Origin of the sequence: Pseudoalteromonas sp. UG3-2 (genome assembly GCF_037120705.1) — a bacterium.
Taxonomy (GTDB): domain Bacteria; phylum Pseudomonadota; class Gammaproteobacteria; order Enterobacterales; family Alteromonadaceae; genus Pseudoalteromonas.
The window spans coordinates 2,420,001-2,437,406 of record NZ_JAWLJU010000002.1; the positions used below are offsets into that span (position 1 = coordinate 2,420,001).

The following is a 17,406-nucleotide window of genomic DNA, read 5'->3' on the forward strand; positions in this document are numbered from 1 at the left end:
GATGGGGTTAGCGTATGCGAAGCTCTTGATCGAAGCCCCGGTAAACGGCGGCCGTAACTATAACGGTCCTAAGGTAGCGAAATTCCTTGTCGGGTAAGTTCCGACCTGCACGAATGGTGTAACCATGGCCACGCTGTCTCCACCCGAGACTCAGTGAAATTGAAATCGCAGTGAAGATGCTGTGTACCCGCGGCTAGACGGAAAGACCCCGTGAACCTTTACTACAGCTTGGCACTGAACATTGACCCTACATGTGTAGGATAGGTGGGAGGCTTTGAAGCATCGTCGCTAGATGGTGTGGAGCCGACCTTGAAATACCACCCTTGTAGTGTTGATGTTCTAACTTAGGTCCCTGGATCGGGATTGAGGACAGTGCCTGGTGGGTAGTTTGACTGGGGCGGTCTCCTCCCAAAGAGTAACGGAGGAGCACGAAGGTTGGCTAAGTACGGTCGGACATCGTACGGTTAGTGTAATGGTAGAAGCCAGCTTAACTGCGAGACAGACACGTCGAGCAGGTACGAAAGTAGGTCATAGTGATCCGGTGGTTCTGAATGGAAGGGCCATCGCTCAACGGATAAAAGGTACTCCGGGGATAACAGGCTGATACCGCCCAAGAGTTCATATCGACGGCGGTGTTTGGCACCTCGATGTCGGCTCATCACATCCTGGGGCTGAAGTCGGTCCCAAGGGTATGGCTGTTCGCCATTTAAAGTGGTACGCGAGCTGGGTTTAGAACGTCGTGAGACAGTTCGGTCCCTATCTGCCGTGGGCGTTTGAGAATTGAGAGGGGCTGCTCCTAGTACGAGAGGACCGGAGTGGACGAACCGCTGGTGTTCGGGTTGTTATGCCAATAGCATTGCCCGGTAGCTACGTTCGGAACTGATAAGCGCTGAAAGCATCTAAGCGCGAAGCAGGCCTCGAGATGAGTTCTCACTTGGGCTTTGAGTCCACTAAAGGGCCGTTGAAGACGACAACGTTGATAGGCAGGATGTGGAAGTGGTGCGAGCCATTAAGCTAACCTGTACTAATTACCCGTGAGGCTTAACCATACAACGCCAAAGTGGTTTAGCGACAGAAGTTGATAAGATACTAAAGTAGCAGCGGTTTTAGACCGCGACGAAGACGAAGAATTTAAGCAGTTTTTTCCAGATTTTAATTAATGAGGGCGACCTCATTGATGAACCGAATTTCCTGGTGACTATAGCGTTTTGGAACCACCTGACTCCATGCCGAACTCAGAAGTGAAACAAAACAGCGTCGATGATAGTGTGGGCTTCCCATGTGAAAGTAGAACATCGCCAGGGCCTTATAAGCGAAACCCGCTGCAGCAATGCAGCGGGTTTTTTGCGTTTACAGCACCATAAAACATCGCGGGGTAAACCTGCGCCTACAAAATCTAAACAGCCTGGAAGCAATAGGATAGAGACAAACCACAAGCCTTGCTCTGACAACCCTTGGACACACATCCCTGTGGAGGGCTTCCGGCTCGGTATCCATATCTCGCGTTCATTGCGCTGCGAAGCGGTGCTTCGGTCGCAATGAACCCACGCCTATAAGTGGCTTAATTCGCGGGTATAGGCTTTTCTTCAGCATTTTAAGGGGAATGGCTATTAGCGCAGCAGGATCCGCGATATGATGGGCAAAAAAGAGGAGGCACAGTGACCTTTCAACTATTAGCTTTATTAGTAATCTTTGCCTTATTTGGCACGTCGGCTACTTATTTAATCCGCTTTATGTATTGCTATTGGGTTAAGCATCAGCTGGAAGTAAAATATTTAGTTAATGCGGGCCTATGTGCCTTGATGGTCATGGTGGTGTCATTAATTAATGAATTTATTGGCCCATAACTATTTAATCGTTATGGGTTTGCATTGGTTATCAATACAAAGCGTTTGCACAGGCATTACTGGTTCGCAACTCTGTGCTGGCGGTTTTGACTGGTTTTCCTGTTGCTCTTGTTGAGTTAAGGTAGCCACAAGCTGCTCTACCTGCTTTTCATCGCTATGTTTAGTTGAGTAAATCAGGTATTCACGGGGGCCACCACAGGTTAAACGTTCACCCAAGCCGATCACTTTGCATTGATAGCTAGCATCACACCCTAATTGCTGTTCAATGTCGCTCAAACTGATATTGCTCTTGCTGTTACTGCTTTGGCTATTGTTTGCTGTGGTAGTTTCGCAGCCTGTTAACGCGATGGTTAGTGTTGCTAAAGCAGTGAGCAAAAAAGGTGATTTCATTGTAAGCCTCTATTGTGTCGGGTGATTGCTTGCTAGTTTAACACATTTATTTTCAACACATTGAGCGCTTGGTTTGGTTAAATGCTCACAAATGCTCATGACCTGATTGTTTAAGTTATAAGCCTTTTCTGCCGCCGTGATCTTATCTGCCAGTTGCGTCACAGTGGTTGCATTATTGTGTTTAGTAGAAAATATTAGGTAAGAAGAGGGCCCGCCACAGGCGCGATCACCGACCGCAGTGACTTGGCATTGTGAACTGTTGTCACAGCTTTTATCCGCGGTAAGCGTGTCCAGCTGTTGTTTTAAGTCGCTTAATTGTTCTTGTGTCAGCTCTGCTACCTTTTGCTCTTGCAGCTCTAGCTTAGGTTGTGGGGCATTACTGGTCTGAGTCGTTTCAGCTGTGGGTTGCTGTTGGTTATCACTTTGTGCTTCTTTTTGGCAGCCGGCCAGTAGGACTGAGACCAGCAGTGCTAATACGGTTTTATTCATTTACTATCTCCTGTTGTTGCTTATTAAGCTACGCAAATAACACGGTAATAGCAAGACAGAAGTAGGCTACTGTCGCAGCCTACTATGAGTAATCATAGCCCGCCAAGGGTCAGCTTTTGCGGATCCAACAGTCGCTGTAACTCTTCCTCGCTGAGATCCGTTTGCTCCTGTGCCACGGTAATAATCGGTCGCCCTTCTTGATAAGCTTGTTTAGCGATTTTAGCGGCTTTTTCATAGCCAATCACCGGGTTTAGCGCGGTAACCAGAATCGGGTTTTTGGCTAAGGCTTTACTAATATTGTCTTCATTGACGGTAAAGCTGGCGATGGCCTTGTCGGCGAGTAACCGTGCACTGTTTGCAAGTATTTCTATGCTTTGCAAAATATTAAGCGCAATGACTGGCAACATGACATTGAGTTCAAAATTACCAGACTGTCCTGCCACTGTAATGGTGGTGTCGTTACCTATGACTTGGGCGCTGGCCATAGCGGCGGCTTCAGGAATAACCGGATTAACTTTGCCTGGCATAATAGAGGAACCAGGCTGAAGCGCCTCGAGCTCGATTTCTCCCAGCCCTGCTAAGGGTCCTGAATTCATCCAACGGAGATCATTGGCCAGTTTCATTTGTGCAGTGGCGTACGTTTTTAACTGCCCAGAGAGGGCAACGATGGCATCCTGAGAGCCAATGTGATAGAAAAAGTTCTGACCTTTACTAAAGCGGATCCCAACGTTACTGCTTAGGCAATTATTGAATTGCTCAGAAAACTTAGGGTCGGCATTAATTCCAGTGCCGACAGCGGTTCCCCCTTGTCCTAATTGGTATACCTTTTCTAATGCTTGCACAATGCCTTGGCAAGCGTTATCCACTTGGCTTTGCCAGCTGCTGAGTACTTGTGCAAAACTGACGGGCATGGCGTCCATTAGATGGGTTCGGCCTGTTTTTACATGGTGGCCAACCGATGATGACTTTTGTTCAATGGTGGCTGATAGGTGTTTTAGGGCTGGCAATAATTCATACACAGCGGCAATGGCGCTACTGACGTGAATAGTGGTGGGTATAACATCATTGGAGCTTTGCCCCATGTTGACATCGTCATTAGGGTGAACCTTAATGCCGCCAATTTGTGTTGCTAAGGTGGCGATGACTTCATTAGCATTCATATTGGAGCTGGTGCCCGAACCGGTTTGAAAGACATCGACAGGAAATTGCTCAAGATGTTTACCATCAATCAATTGCTGGCAAGCCGCCACAATCGCTTTTGCTTTTTCGGCTTCTAGGTGACCAAGAGACTGATTGGCTTCAGCGGCAGCCTGTTTAATATAGGCCAGCGCTTTAATAAATTGCTGTGGTAACGTGATACCGCTAATGGGAAAGTTATTAACTGCGCGCTGGGTTTGGGCTTGATATAAGGCTTCTTTTGGCACATCAAGTGTGCCCATACTATCACTTTCTTGGCGGAACTTATCCATAGTTACTCCTATATAAACGGGTTAAACTGTTGGCATACTTGGCACGCCTCTCGTTGCAGCCGTAAAAAATGTTGCTGCGATGAGTGGTTTAGCCGATAAAAGCGCTTCAGTGCCAACAAAGGTTTGAATAGCTGATCCATACACTGTTTTCTAATGCTTAAGGCGATTAAAGGATCAGCTATGGCTTCTAATAATGTTGATAAGGCATGCTTAAGATAGAATTCTTGTAGCAAAGGGTTGTTGCGGCGGCCATAGTATCTGGCAGTATTTAACTTGGCAGAAATAAACTCGGCGACCATGACCGGAGCACATAGATCGCTATTCGGGGACTGCAATAAGGTGTCGTGCCATAATGGTGAAGTCATATTCCGCATGTATCCAACGCAACAATGTAATGATAATTATTATCATTACATTGTTGCGTTGTAAATTCAAGCTCGTGTCGAGCCTCATTATTGAGGTTCTGGCATTGCGAGCTGCAGGGATAAAATTAGTTATATCCGAGGAGATAGTTTTGCTCGGTATGTTCCTTTTCCTGCTCATCTAACTGCATCAGATTAGCGATCTCTTGCCGGTAAGACTTGCCTTTCATAAAGGCATTTTTACGACGCTTTAAGAGTAAACCTTGACTCTTAACTTCGCTAGGCATGTGTGTGATCTCTGAAATTTTCATCTTGCTTCTCCTCTAGTTCCTCTTTAAACGTAGCAGAAGTTATACCAAAATAAATTTCTTTCATGATTTTAATTGCTTAACAGACTTACTGATGACACCACTTGCAATTGTTGCTGATCCTTGCCTCAATAGCGGGCATAGATTGATCAAATTAGTGCAAAAACAATGACAAAACCCTTCTCTCAAGCATGTGAAAACAACAAAGATCCCATCCTGGAAAAGTTAAAACCTCACTTAACTGGTCGCTTGCAATTATTAGAAATAGGGTCGGGCACTGGCCAACACGCCGTGCATTTTGCGCAACATCTGCCTGAATTGACTTGGCAGACTGCCGATCAGCAAATGCATCATGAAGGTATTAATGCTTGGCTGGCAGAAGCGCAGCTAAGTAACCTTCGTCCTCCTTTAGCTATAGACTTACATTTCTCCTGGCCTGTGAAGCAGCAATACGATGCTATTTTTACCGCCAATACTGTGCATATCATCTCAGAGCAACTGGTGGTTAAGCTTATACAAGGAGCAGCAATGCACCTCAAGCCTGCTGGGTTGTTATTTATTTACGGCCCTTTTAATTATCATGGCCAATACACCAGTGCCAGTAATGAGCGCTTTGATGCGTTGTTACAACAGCGCGACCCACAAAGCGGTATACGGGAGCAAACTTGGTTGGTCTCGCTGGCACAACAACATGGCTTTACCTTATTAGAGGATCACCAGATGCCAGCCAACAATCGTTTATTACTATTTAAACGGTAGCTTGTCCTGACACTGTTGAAAATACTCACCCAGTGCTTGCGTTTCGCGGCGGCTAAAATCTTGTAGCGCACGGTGAAAGTCAGCTTGAAATAAATAGTGGAAGGAGTGTCGCCAAACCGGCTCAAACCCTCGTGCGAGTTTATGCTCGCCTTGGGCGCCAGCGTCGAAGATCTGAAGTTGTTGGGCAATGGCCAGCTCTATGCCTTGATAATAACAAAGCTCAAAATGCAAGAAGTCAAACTGGTCTTGAATGGCCCCCCAGTAACGGCCGTATAGCGTATCTTGGTCGATAAAATACAAGCTTGTGGCCACCACCTCGCCCTGATGATATGCACAGCAGAGCCGGACATGTTCAGGCAAGGTTTTACACAGTTGCTGGAAGAAGCCTTTAGAAAGGTAACCATGATGGCCCGAACGCTTTAAATAGGTTAGGCGATAACTAAGGAAAAAGGCATCGAGTAGCTCAGCTGTCACCTCATCACCTTGGAACCAACGGATCGCTATGCCCTGTTGTGCAACTTTACGGCGCTCCTTTACTACCATTTTACGTTTTCTGGCATTAAAGCGGCTAAGAAAATCGGCAAAGTCGTGATAATCACGGTTATACCAATGAAACTGAACGTTGCGTCTTGTCACAAAGCGGGTATTAGCCAAGGTAGCAGGGTTAGCAATAAAGTTTATATGCACACCACTTAACTCTGTGTGTGATAGTTGCAGTAACACCTGTTCAATGTAATTACATAACTCCTGATTGAGTGTTTTGGCTAATAGCCTTGGCCCTTGCACTGGGGTAAATGGCACGCCACACAGCCACTTTGGGTAATAGGGTAGGCCATGTTGTTGATACGCTTCTGCAAACGCCCAATCAAAAACGTATTCGCCATAAGAGTGTGTTTTAATATAACCGGGCAGGATGGCAACAATGTCATCTTGACAGCGGATAACTAAGTGATGAGGGGTCCAGCCCGTTTTATGGCTAACACAGCCAGTTTCCTCTAAGGCTCGTAAAAATGCATAGTGAGTGAATACCTGCTTACCAGATAGCGCCTGCCAAATTTGCTCTGGAATGTCGCTTATTGCGTTTTTGAAGTCATGACTAAACGACATTAGTGGCTACCATCCCCATGCGTTGAAAAGAAGTCGATAAGAGCGCTAACGAAGCCTTGATAGTCTGGGTTGAACGTGATCCTAGCAAGCGGCAAGGGCTGCTGCAGGTTGGCTTGGTGACGCTCACCATACACTACTTTTTCTCCCAGTCGACAGCGGGCAAATTGGGCCTTATCTAAATGGTAACTCGTGCAATTACGATAGGGGCCGTTGCTGCCATAGTAGCTATGCTCTGGTGGCTGCAAAATACCAATATGTGACATGTCTAACACGCGTTTAGAGGCAACACGACGGATAAAAACCTCAGGACGGTTGCTTTGTGGCTGAGTTTCACTATATAGCCATTGCACAGGGGGGATGGTATTGCTGGGGTGTTGTTGCCACTGCTTTAGCAGCTTTGCTGTTGTCTGGTTATCGATGGTGGTATCGACATCACTGAAGCTAACAAAGGTAGCGACATCGGGCAGTGCGGTCATCGCTTGTACAGGTGCCATTGCTTGATGGGCTAGGGTGGCGCCATGCCAAGGGAAGGACTCATACTTAGCAAAATCAAGGTCGGCATCTTCATCGATCCACTCTACAAACGGTAAGTAATCGAGCCACTGCGCCAGCCAAGCGTGTTTATTATGTGGCTCTGTGGCCGGAGAAATGAGCGCTAAGGCACTGAGATTATCCGGTACTTGTTGGTCAAGATAGTGCAGAGCTAACGCTGCACCAGTGGAGTATCCTAACACCGCAAACTGCTTAAAGTCCTCGCTGGTTTGTTCGATGGCATAAGCAACATGGCGTTGCCAATCTTGTATAGATACCTGAGTTAAATCACTCGCTGCAGTGCCATGACCAGGTAATAGCACCGTGCGCACGCTATATCCCTGTTGATGTAAGGACGCCGCCAGATAATGAAAGGTAAACGGCGAGTCAGTTAACCCGTGCAACAGCAAAATAGCCTTGTCTGAATTGCTCTGAGGTAGTTCAAAAGGAGCCACTAAATCGGCCACCGAAGTGGCATGCAGCTGTAATATTGCTGTTGTCGGAGTGGTGACGGGACAGGGAAGGTTGCCACGAGGGTTGCGACGCTCAATGAGTGCTTTAGTAAGGCTGAGGTACTGATTGAAACTCATCTGGGGAGTTACCTTGATAACCGCAGGACCAGAGTCGATAGCAAAGCGCAGTTTACCATTGGCTTTACTGTGTTCGAACAATGCCAAGTCATTAACCTGAGTTAAGCAGTCGGTTGCCATGACCTTTGCGGGTAGCATAACCAAACCAAGTAGCAGGGTGTGAGTAACAAAGTGCAGTATTGTCTTCTTATTCACAGGCTCTCCAGAGCGAATTACCGAATGGGCAGTGTGCGTTTAGCAAAGGTTTGTTTGAGTACAATGGTTGACTCAATGGCAGCAATGGCATTGCACGCACCTAACTGGTGTTTGACGAATTGCTCATAGCTGGGCAAGTCTTTCGCGACTATTTCAAGTAGGTAATCATAACTGCCTGAGATCACAGAGCAAGTGATCACATGATCTTGCTCACCGACATGTTGTTCAAACTGGTTTGCTGCACTGGCACTGTTTTCATGCAGGCGAATAAACGCATACACGAGAATACTTAAATCAACTTGAGCTCGGTCTATGGCAGCATGATAGCCACTAATGATGCCACTTTGCTGGAGCTTGTTGATGCGCCGCAAACACGGCGTGTCGGATAAATTGGCTTGCTCTGCTAACGCGGCATTACTCAAGCGAGCGTTATGCTGTAAGGCGTTGAGCAATAGTTTGTCTTTACGGTCTAAATTCACATTAAACGCTTAGATTTAGTGGATATTGCTAGTTAGTATTATTTTTTTAGCGAAAATTAGCAAATTATGCTCGTGCTACTTTGATAGCCTGTAGCTATTTAGAATAGCTAGCAGAGACTAATGAGCACCTTATCGTTACAATTCGACAACTGGATCCGCGGACCTTTCGTCACCATTAACGACCAACTTGAACAGTTATACTGGCAGCAAGAAGATAAAGCCAATGTTGCTGGAGTGGGCGAACCATATAAACAGCAGTTACTAGAGCAGGGCAATGCCCTAATTTCAGCCTTATTAGCAGAAGGTAACACCGACGAAGGCTTTGAGCAGGCCTTTGATTTACTGGGTAATGTCGGCTTATTTATGGCGGCATGCCGGCGCCATGAAATCACCGAGCCAAGTCGCGAAAGCCATTCACCACTGACAGAGGCCTCGGCATTAGCCATGCATATTGGCGCTTCCATTGGCGTCACACCACGCTTTGCAACGGCACACCTAACCACCCACAACCGAGCAATAAATGGCGTGTATAAACGCTTTACTTCACACCCTGCCGAGCGCTTGTTTATTGACTACAATACTCAAGCCATACTGGCTTATAAACGCGGTGCTGAGGCATTAATGAAGGTACATCATGTCGGCATATCTCACCCTATGGCGGTGGTATTATTACAGCAGGTAAAACAGGCGTTGCTGGATGTGATTGAGTCTAATCAGACGCTGTTTAAGGCGTTGGATGCCGATGCTTTTTTTCATGTTGTACGACCATACTATAAACCTTACCGGGTTGGTAAGGAGGTTTACCGCGGCGCAAATGCGGGGGACTTTGCTGGTATTAATGTGATCGACATGATGTTGGGCCTATGCCCGGCTAATGACATTAGCTATGGACAAATGCTGGTGGAAAAGTTTTTATATATGATGCCTGAGGACCAAGCTACACTGCGTGAGTGTATGCGCACCCCAAACCTGATGGATGCCTTTTTAGAAGCTCTTGAAGGTCCCCATGGGGAGTGGTTTGAGCCTGCGGCACGCTTGTTTATACAAGTGTGTAAACTCCATGGTGACACGGCAATACAGCATCATAATCAATTAGTTGAAAAGTATATCGCTAAGCCATCGCAGCAGATGCAAGAGCAGCACCTGAGTAAAGTCACCGCCAGTGGCCCACCACTAGACGCATTATTGCAGAGTTTAGCCGATCTCAGAGACCGACGCGCGGCAGCGAAGCGTGATGATATTTTTACCCGACACACCGACTTGCAGCGCTTAAAAGGGGCACTTGGAGCTGATAATGACTGAGTTTAACGCTGATTTTCACTTACCTGAAGGCCATTACTTACTGAGTCACTCAGTGGGCAGAATGCTGCGCTCTGCAGCGCAAGACTACCATCAACATTTTGTTTTGCCGTGGCAGAGTGAAAGCACAGAACCTTGGCCGCAATGGTTAAAAAGCATAGAGCGGTTTCAAGGAGCACTGGCGCAACTACTTAACTCGCAACCGCAGTGGTTTTGCCCGCAAGTCAATCTTTCCAGTGGTTTAAGCAAATGGTTGATGAGCCTACCCGAGAGTAACTTGCGCAAGGTGCGGGTGCTGATGAGTGAAGACGACTTTCCGAGCATGGGGTTTGTTTTCCAACACGCCTTAGACAATGTCGAAGTGGTCTTTATTCCGGCGCACTTAGATATGCACGACAGCAACGTTTGGCAAGAGTATATAAATGAGCAAATAGATTGGGTGTTTATCAGCCATGTCTATTCTAATAGCGGTGAGCAGGCTCCGGTAAAAGACATTATTACGCTGGCAAAACAGTCGGGATGTCGCACCATTGTTGATATTGCGCAGTCACTCTGTGTATTACCGATAGATTTAACTCTGTGGCAAGCCGACTGCGTTATCGGCTCCAGTGTAAAGTGGAGTTGTGGCGGCCCTGGGGCTGGATTTCTTTGGGTGCACCCCGATGTTTTACCCTATTGTGAACCGCAAGATGTTGGCTGGTTTTCCCATCAAAACCCATTTGAGTTCGACATTCATCACTTTGCTTTTAATGATACCGCATTGCGTTTTTGGGGAGGCACGCCATCGGTGGCGCCATTTGTGTATGCCGGACACAGTCTCGATTACTTTGCTCGGCTTGGCATAGACACGGTTCGTGCTCATAACCTTAAGCTGCTCACGCGTTTACAAACTGAACTCGCGCCATTCTACCGCTCACCAGTGGCTGCCGAGCATTGCTCTGGTACGGCAATCTTAGATTTTGCTGAGCAACAAGAAACGGTTAGCCAAGCGTTACAACAGGCTCAAGTTGCCACCGATCAGCGTCGCTATGGCTTACGGGTATCGCCGCATATCTACAACACGGAAGCAGACATTAACCAGCTGATCGCAGTCGTGAACTCGGTGCTAGCGACCTAATCCAAGGGCCTGCTTGGTTTTCTTTTTTACCGAGCGCCAGTGCGTCATTGGTTGTTTGGGCGCGCGTGCTATCAAGGCTGCAAAGTCAATCTCTGGCGTGTCCACTTCCCCTTGGTGGGCTAAGATCACTGAGTGTGGCTGGAGCTGTTGCACCTTGTGTAATGATTGGCGATACAGTCGCGGATAAAAAACCGGAAATGGCGCGATAAACTGGCCTTTGACCTTTACCATTAAGTCGGCGACATAGATGCGTTTGCTAGGCATATGTAGTAGGCTCAAATCACGGTCGGTATGGCCTGGGGTATGTATGGCCAGCCACTCATCAAAGCCGGGCAGGGTATCACCATCGGCGAGGAAATAGTCTGCAACGAGCTTACGCGGGTACCAGAGGTTGCGCTTCGCTTTGCGTTTTCTCCCGGCTACCCATAATGCTAAAGCCATGTCTGACAGGTGCATCATGATGCCATCAAGTCCTTGATACCACTGGCTAGGTGCATTGGCTGTGGCAATTTTGGCTGCGGTTAACTGGCGTAGTGCGTGCGCTCCCCCAGCATGATCAGGGTGCATGTGCGTAACCACTATTAGGGCTAAATCCGTGATAGGGCGGTTTAACTGCTTTATATAATCACATACTAAAGTGACATCGGCACGGCAGCAGCCATCGAGCAGTAAGAGTTGGTGTTGATACTCAACCAAGTAAATGCTTTGAATGTAGCCTTCTAGTACATGTAGTTTCATTCGGGACGGTGTTTTAACTAACAGAAGAACCAATTTAGCACAGCTCGATGTGGTCTGACCAGAGTGTGGGGGAAGGTAAATTTTGGCAATAAAAAAACCGCCATAATAGCGGTTTCTTTACAAAGAAATGGCGGAGGGGGAGGGATTCGAACCCTCGATAGGGCTACAAACCCTATACTCCCTTAGCAGGGGAGCGCCTTCAGCCACTCGGCCACCTCTCCGACGCAATACTTTTTAAAAATGGCGGAGAGATAGGGATTTGAACCCTAGATACGCTATTAACGTATGCCGGTTTTCAAGACCGGTGCTTTCAACCACTCAGCCATCTCTCCATGGGCAAAGATAATACTCAGCCAATTCGGCGCTGTAAACCGTTTTTAAACCGTTTGCTTAAAAAATACTCGAAAAGGCGGTTTTTTTTAAAATACGGCTAAAAATGAGCGCTTTGTATGACAGTCGAAGGAAAAACAGTGGTGGAACAGATGCTTTTATGCTCTATTGAGCACAGTGGAGGGAACAGCAGCATGGCGGGTTGGGGCGCCATGCTCTGTGCAGACTTACTTATACATAATCACGTCTTTAAGTGCCAAATGCTGAGCACATAAGGTGAGCCATTTGCTCCAGTTAAAACGGCGCTTAGATGGCCCAGTGGTATTAAACGTATTTTGTGAAGGGCTGCAAGGCGCAGCTGAATTAAGCATGTCTGACTCCTAACTGGTTTAATTGAAAACAAGGCTATTTTGCCGCCAAATTGATTAAATTAACAACGATAAAAAGTATCTCTTTCGCATTAGTTTTTCTTATCAATTAATGTGTGGTTAAGCTTTGTCTTGGTGTTTTAAATGAATAGGTATTCACTTTTTTATCTTGTGTTTATCTTTATAAGGTTAATAAAATCATGGTTTTATATGGGGTTGTTTGAATTCAGTGCTTTTGGGTTGGTTTTTTATTCATATAAAATGATTTTTTGCTTTTGGGGTTTTTATGTTGGTGGTTGTTAATCCACTTGCTGGGCCTGCTGCGGCGCAGCATATTGCTTGGTTAGAACAACAAATAAAACGAAAAAAATGCTCGGTGAAGTGGCTTTATAGCAGCGGAAATTATGCTTCTGATTGCTCGATAGTTGCTAAATTAGCGACAACAGAAGATACCGTGGTGGTCATTGGTGGTGATGGCACCCTAAACTTAGTCATCAATGCCGTAGCGAACTTAGCGTGTGACATTGCGCTACTGCCAGCTGGGACCGGCAATGACTTTGCAAGGCAGTTTCAGTATAGCACTGAGCAATGGCGCAACAGTGTGTTTTCATCACACACAATGGCGATTGACCTAGGCCGCGTAAACCAACATTGGTTTGTTAATATCGCAGGCGTTGGTTTTAATGCCCATGTGGTAAGTAAACTTCAGCAGGGCAAGCGGTTGGGCCGATTAAGCTACACTTTGGCGGGATTAACTGCGCTGTGGAGTGCCAAAACAATGCGGCTAGAGCATTCGGATTGGCCACAGCAGGGCATGATGCTATTAGCCGCCAATGGTAAGCACTTTGCTGCGGGTCTGACACCTGCACCGATGGCATCGATTGCTGATGGTCAACTGGAGTTAATCTGGTTCACACCCAGAACCATGTGGCAACGAGTTGGCTTATTTGCAGCCATGTTGCTTGGCCGTCATATGAAGGTTACAAATGTTTATCATCAGCCAATGCGCCATTTTGAAGTAAGTGAACCTGGTTTACCGGTGGAGGCAGATGGAGAAATCGTTGCAACAACTCCAGTGGAGATCCGTTGCTATGCCGGACAAATACGCATAAAAAAAGCGCCATCAATAAATGGCGCTTGAAGAGTAAGAAGCTAAAGCATTGGTAAGACTTCAACTTCTAACTGGGGACCGTAACGACAACCAAGCGGCAATACGCTCAAGGGGTGTCAGCACAATGGCGTTACCCACCACAACCAGCAAAAAGCCGATGAAGGTATTTTGTTGCCACTGAAATCCTTCAAAAATAGTACTTAAAATCACTGCCACAAAAGGGAATAACACAATGAGATAACTGGCTTTCTCTGGGCCAATGTTTTTCAGTAAAGAAAAATAGCAAGCAAATGCGATCACCGTGCCAAAGACGCTTAAATACACCAGTGACCACCAGTAAGAGGCTGGCGCAGCATTAATAAACTGGTGTTCGCTCAGCGCAATATAGCCTGCTAGCATCACTGTGCTATACAGCATGCCCCAAGCGTTACCTGCCATTATATTAATTTGGCGATTGGAGTTACGAACACTCACCATATTGCCAAGTGAGGCAATCACTGTACCTATTAACGCTAATGATAACCCGAGTACTGCACTGCTGCGCAAATCAAATGCGACCAAGTCCTGCCAAAACAAGCTGATTATCCCCCCAGTGCCAAGGGCGGCACCAAAATAAATGCGTTTGGCAATTGGCTTGGCGAAAAACAACTTGGTATTAATAATATTCACCACCAGTAGGAGCGAGAAGGCGATGGAAGCCATGGCTGAGGTTAAGTGCGCTTGAGCCCAGTACAAAAATAGGTAATTGGCACCAAAGTTACAAATGGCAAGCAACACAAAAAAGCCATGATCGGTCAGTGAAAACTTCATATCGACGCGTTTGTATAAAACCAGCATCCACATACAGATGGCCGCGAGACCAAAGCGATAAAATAGTGAAACAAACTCATTGACACTGCCGAGTTGATATTCGATGGCAAGCCAGGTCGATCCCCAGATCAATACCGTTATGGTGTACAGAAAAAGATTTTGCATGACAGACGCTCAAGGTTAAAACAATGCTAGAAGTGGGTAGTCTACGCTGTTATTCTGTATATGCTATATACAGAAATTGCTAATTTTAACCTATACAGATTTAATGCTTATGAGTACCGTAATTCAGCGCCAAGATGCCAGCTATTTATATCAACAAGTGATTCAAATGATATTAACCATGGTAGAACAAAAATCTCTGTTGCCAGGCGAAAAGCTGCCGTCGCTGCGCACCATGGCGCACAACCTCAATGTCAGCGTACCTACCGTTAAGCAGGCTTATCAGTTACTGGAAGCCCAAGGGTGGGTGGTGGCACGAGAAAAGTCAGGTTACTTTCTTAGCACTCGCCGTGAAGCCAATGTTTATCCGAAGCGCACCCAATTACCTAATAAACCGGTGGTGGTAAATAAACAAGCGCTGATTGAGCAGGTTTACAGCGGTATTCATCAGCCACACACAGTGCCGCTGGGTATTGCTAACCCCATTGCGGTGGCTGGTACAGAGCAAGTATTGGCCAAGTTAATGCGCAGAGCCATGAAGCAGGCCGGTCATGAGCTGATTAACTATGGTCCTATGGATGGCTTGGAAAGCCTAAAAAAACAGATTGTACGTCGTTACTTAGATATGGGCCTGGCCATTGATATGGCGGAATTAGTGATCACCAATGGCGCTCAAGAAGCCTTAGCAATCGCGCTGCAAGCGGTGACTACTAAGGGCGATGTCGTGGCGGTTGAATCACCTTGCTATTTTGGCATTGTTGAGCTGGTTGAGAGCTTGGGTCTTCAGGCCATTGAGATCCCAGTGTGTCATGATGATGGTATTTGGCTGGAAGACCTGGAAAAAGCACTGGATCAGCATGATATTCGTGCTTGTGTGTTTTCTACCAGCATTAATAATCCCTTAGGTAGCTTTATGCCCGATAGCCGCCGCGCTGAATTAGTTGCGCTGCTGGAATCTCGCGATGTGGTACTGATTGAAGACGATGTCTATGGAGACTTGTACTTTACTGAGCAACGCGGCATTCCTGCCCAAGCGTTTAGTCGCAAAGGCATGGTGATCACCTGCTCTTCCTTTTCAAAAACAGCAGCACCAAGCTACCGTGTCGGCTGGATGGTAGCAGGGCAGTTTGTGGCTAAGGCGAAGCGTATCAAGCGTGCGTTAAGTTGTTCTTCATCGCTGATGAATCAGTGGGCGTTAGCTGAGTTCCTCAGCTCGGGTGGCTATGAGCGTCACTTAAAGCTAGTACGTAAGCGCTTAATGGAAAACCGGGACCGTATGGTGCAAACGGTGCGTCAAGCATTCACAGACGACATACGGGTTAGCCGGCCGCAAGGAGGGTGCGTACTGTGGCTGGATCTGGGGAAGCAAGTGAGTGGAGCGGCATTATTTCAACGGGCACTGGAAAACGGCATTAGCATTACTCCTGGCACCTTGTTTAGCGCCAGTAACCGATATCAGCACTGTATTAGAATTAGCTATGGATTACCGTGGAGCAGTGACGTAGAGCAGGCAGTTTATCAATTAGGCAGGCTGACGACAGAGCTTAAAAACGCCAGTGGACGCTAATAGCATGCACTGGCGGTGAGCAGAGGGTTATCCTTTATTTAAAACGAAACAGTTGAAAATTAGACATTTCTGGTACCGCTTTGGCAACCATTGCTTCACTGTGAGCGATTTTTTCGAAGTCACCACACAGGGCATTGGCTTTTGCTTCGATGGCTTCGGCTTGGTGTTCAACTTTGCTTTCAATTTGCTGAGCAAAGTTCGTCATGCGCTTTTCGAAGTTGCCCATGTCGCCATTGGCATCAGACATCTCATTACCTAGTGCCACTAAAATACTGCCGATAGATTGCATCATGGCCTCTTCCATGGCTTCTTCAATTTTCTCTTCAAATTGACCGTTGAAGTTCTGACCAAAGTCTTCGAAGGTTTGTTTTCCCATCACAAAGGCACCCTGTTGATAAAAGGTGCGATGTACTTCACTTTCTAAGTCGGCAATCACCGCATGAATATTGTCTAAGCTATTTAGGTTAAATGCTTGCGCCACCTCATCTAACGCGACACCGGCCAGTTTAATGCCTTCAAAAGCGATGTCGGCCACTTGCGGTAAGCGACCACGTAACTGGTCACCGTATTGACTCAACTGCGCTTGCTGCTCAGCCGTTAAATTGACTTTTTCGCCATTGATGGTCAGCTCACCGTATTGTGTGATAGCGGCGGTATTATCTCTGGCAGTGGTAATGGTAAGGTGGTTGGGCGTAATTTTTACGTCGTTTTGAAACTCGACTTCACAGTTGTCACCGCTAAATGTGATGTGATTCTTTTGGTGTGCCATAGCGGTGCTGCTGATCATGGTTGCAGCGCTTAACAATAAAACTTTATACATGGTTTATCCCCTTTACTCTTGATTACGATAAGAAATAAAACAAGAACAGTGCCAACAATTAAAGTTCATATAAAACAGTGTGTTGAGGTTTTTTGGGGATATAGGTAAAAGAAAAGCGATGAGTAAAATGACGATTATTTGGTGAGATTCCGCACTATTTTTAAGAGGATAAATAAAATTTATTGTCATGATAAAAAACTCTCACTTTTCAGATCGTGATTTTAGCGCTAAATAGTGATCTTGAGAGTTCGCTCTCATCATTTTTAATTCAATATTTTTGGAGTGAGTTGTGGGTAAGACATTTTCTTACGATGCCCTTGATGATGACTTTGCAGATGATGAGTTTAAAAAGCTTGGGCGTAACCAGCATGACAAACAAAAGCGTAAAATTAAACGCAAGCTAGATGACTACCTAGAGCAAAAACGCTTACGCAGAAATTTAGGTGACGATGACTTCGATTACCTAGACGACTAGTGATCTTAGTTACCTATAAGCTGTGGCGATGACGACAGGTTATTATGCAATTCGGCTTATGGTTTCAGCCATTTACCAGCCGT

At 46.4% G+C, this 17,406-nt stretch carries 19 protein-coding genes, 2 tRNA genes and 2 rRNA genes (1 of these 23 cut by a window edge); 9 read left to right on the forward strand and 14 right to left on the reverse strand.

Features of this window, described 5'->3' with window-relative positions; genetic code table 11:
• The 3 genes from R3P39_RS13800 to R3P39_RS13810 form a co-directional block, all read left to right on the forward strand.
• Positions 1–1,049: ribosomal RNA gene (locus tag R3P39_RS13800) — 23S ribosomal RNA — on the forward strand; it begins 1,842 nt to the left of the window's first position.
• 141 nt (positions 1,050–1,190) lie between these two features.
• Positions 1,191–1,304 (forward strand): 5S ribosomal RNA (gene rrf / locus R3P39_RS13805).
• A gap of 354 nt (positions 1,305–1,658) precedes the next feature.
• Positions 1,659–1,847 carry a hypothetical protein gene (locus R3P39_RS13810; RefSeq protein ID WP_336568155.1) on the forward strand — a complete coding sequence of 63 codons (189 nt, stop codon included), beginning with the start codon at positions 1,659–1,661 and terminating at the stop codon, positions 1,845–1,847.
• Here the strand turns inward: R3P39_RS13810 and R3P39_RS13815 are convergent, their stop codons facing one another.
• The 5 genes from R3P39_RS13815 to R3P39_RS13835 form a co-directional block, all read right to left on the reverse strand.
• Entirely contained in the window at positions 1,848–2,237 is a 390-nt protein-coding gene (locus tag R3P39_RS13815; RefSeq protein ID WP_336568156.1) for a hypothetical protein, read from the reverse strand.
• Positions 2,238–2,246: 9 nt separating this feature from the next.
• Positions 2,247–2,726 (reverse strand): hypothetical protein, encoded by a 480-nt coding sequence (locus R3P39_RS13820; protein WP_336568157.1) that lies wholly within the window; start codon positions 2,724–2,726, stop codon positions 2,247–2,249.
• Between the two features lie 92 nt (positions 2,727–2,818).
• Entirely contained in the window at positions 2,819–4,195 is a 1,377-nt protein-coding gene (locus R3P39_RS13825; RefSeq protein WP_336568158.1) for a class II fumarate hydratase, read from the reverse strand.
• An 8-nt stretch (positions 4,196–4,203) separates the two neighbouring features.
• Complete coding sequence (locus tag R3P39_RS13830) at positions 4,204–4,560, reverse strand: hypothetical protein (RefSeq protein WP_336568159.1); 357 nt, start codon at positions 4,558–4,560, stop codon at positions 4,204–4,206.
• 125 nt (positions 4,561–4,685) lie between these two features.
• On the reverse strand, positions 4,686–4,868 hold the full coding sequence (locus R3P39_RS13835; protein WP_336568160.1) for a hypothetical protein: 183 nt from the start codon (positions 4,866–4,868) through the stop codon (positions 4,686–4,688).
• Between the two features lie 165 nt (positions 4,869–5,033).
• Here R3P39_RS13835 and R3P39_RS13840 point away from each other — a divergent pair, with 165 nt between their 5' ends.
• A complete protein-coding gene (locus tag R3P39_RS13840; RefSeq protein ID WP_336568161.1) occupies positions 5,034–5,624 on the forward strand; it encodes a DUF938 domain-containing protein in 591 nt (196 codons plus the stop codon).
• Here the strand turns inward: R3P39_RS13840 and R3P39_RS13845 are convergent.
• Genes R3P39_RS13845 through R3P39_RS13855 form a run of 3 tightly spaced genes read right to left on the reverse strand, consistent with a single transcriptional unit; the run spans position 5,610 to position 8,526 of the window.
• On the reverse strand, positions 5,610–6,731 hold the full coding sequence (locus R3P39_RS13845; RefSeq protein ID WP_336568162.1) for a GNAT family N-acetyltransferase: 1,122 nt from the start codon (positions 6,729–6,731) through the stop codon (positions 5,610–5,612). The genes R3P39_RS13840 and R3P39_RS13845 overlap by 15 nt on opposite strands.
• A complete protein-coding gene (locus R3P39_RS13850; RefSeq protein WP_336568163.1) occupies positions 6,731–8,047 on the reverse strand; it encodes an alpha/beta hydrolase in 1,317 nt (438 codons plus the stop codon). Before R3P39_RS13850 ends, R3P39_RS13845 begins: the two co-directional genes overlap by 1 nt.
• Positions 8,048–8,064: 17 nt before the next feature.
• Positions 8,065–8,526: an Lrp/AsnC family transcriptional regulator gene (locus R3P39_RS13855; RefSeq protein ID WP_336568164.1), complete on the reverse strand. Its 462-nt coding sequence runs from the start codon at positions 8,524–8,526 to the stop codon at positions 8,065–8,067.
• Positions 8,527–8,646: 120 nt separating this feature from the next.
• On the opposite strand from R3P39_RS13855, the gene R3P39_RS13860 reads away from it, so the two are divergent.
• Positions 8,647–9,828 (forward strand): PrnB family protein, encoded by a 1,182-nt coding sequence (locus R3P39_RS13860; protein ID WP_336568165.1) that lies wholly within the window; start codon positions 8,647–8,649, stop codon positions 9,826–9,828.
• A complete protein-coding gene (locus R3P39_RS13865; RefSeq protein WP_336568166.1) occupies positions 9,821–10,942 on the forward strand; it encodes an aminotransferase class V-fold PLP-dependent enzyme in 1,122 nt (373 codons plus the stop codon). Before R3P39_RS13860 ends, R3P39_RS13865 begins: the two co-directional genes overlap by 8 nt.
• Here the strand turns inward: R3P39_RS13865 and R3P39_RS13870 are convergent.
• The 4 genes from R3P39_RS13870 to R3P39_RS13885 all read right to left on the reverse strand — a co-directional run bounded on the left by R3P39_RS13870 (position 10,931) and on the right by R3P39_RS13885 (position 12,381).
• Positions 10,931–11,680: an MBL fold metallo-hydrolase gene (locus tag R3P39_RS13870; RefSeq protein WP_336568168.1), complete on the reverse strand. Its 750-nt coding sequence runs from the start codon at positions 11,678–11,680 to the stop codon at positions 10,931–10,933. The genes R3P39_RS13865 and R3P39_RS13870 overlap by 12 nt on opposite strands.
• Positions 11,681–11,808: 128 nt before the next feature.
• Positions 11,809–11,901, reverse strand: a tRNA-Ser gene (locus R3P39_RS13875).
• A 20-nt stretch (positions 11,902–11,921) separates the two neighbouring features.
• Positions 11,922–12,012, reverse strand: a tRNA-Ser gene (locus R3P39_RS13880).
• A gap of 225 nt (positions 12,013–12,237) precedes the next feature.
• On the reverse strand, positions 12,238–12,381 hold the full coding sequence (locus tag R3P39_RS13885; RefSeq protein ID WP_336568169.1) for a hypothetical protein: 144 nt from the start codon (positions 12,379–12,381) through the stop codon (positions 12,238–12,240).
• A gap of 283 nt (positions 12,382–12,664) precedes the next feature.
• Here R3P39_RS13885 and R3P39_RS13890 point away from each other — a divergent pair, with 283 nt between their 5' ends.
• The gene (locus R3P39_RS13890; RefSeq protein ID WP_336568170.1) at positions 12,665–13,519 is read left to right on the forward strand and encodes a diacylglycerol/lipid kinase family protein; all 855 of its coding nucleotides are present in this window, start codon (positions 12,665–12,667) and stop codon (positions 13,517–13,519) included.
• A gap of 30 nt (positions 13,520–13,549) precedes the next feature.
• Here R3P39_RS13890 and R3P39_RS13895 read toward each other — a convergent pair whose 3' ends face one another.
• Complete coding sequence (locus tag R3P39_RS13895; RefSeq protein ID WP_336568172.1) at positions 13,550–14,464, reverse strand: DMT family transporter; 915 nt, start codon at positions 14,462–14,464, stop codon at positions 13,550–13,552.
• A 109-nt stretch (positions 14,465–14,573) separates the two neighbouring features.
• Here R3P39_RS13895 and R3P39_RS13900 point away from each other — a divergent pair, with 109 nt between their 5' ends.
• Positions 14,574–16,028, forward strand: coding sequence for an aminotransferase-like domain-containing protein (locus tag R3P39_RS13900; RefSeq protein ID WP_336568174.1), 1,455 nt, complete (start codon positions 14,574–14,576; stop codon positions 16,026–16,028).
• Positions 16,029–16,062: 34 nt separating this feature from the next.
• Here the strand turns inward: R3P39_RS13900 and R3P39_RS13905 are convergent, their stop codons facing one another.
• On the reverse strand, positions 16,063–16,848 hold the full coding sequence (locus R3P39_RS13905) for a DUF2884 family protein (protein ID WP_336568175.1): 786 nt from the start codon (positions 16,846–16,848) through the stop codon (positions 16,063–16,065).
• 289 nt (positions 16,849–17,137) lie between these two features.
• On the opposite strand from R3P39_RS13905, the gene R3P39_RS13910 reads away from it, so the two are divergent.
• Positions 17,138–17,323, forward strand: a complete 186-nt coding sequence (locus tag R3P39_RS13910; protein ID WP_336568177.1) for a PA3496 family putative envelope integrity protein — start codon at positions 17,138–17,140, stop codon at positions 17,321–17,323.
• The last annotated feature ends 83 nt before the right edge of the window (positions 17,324–17,406 follow it).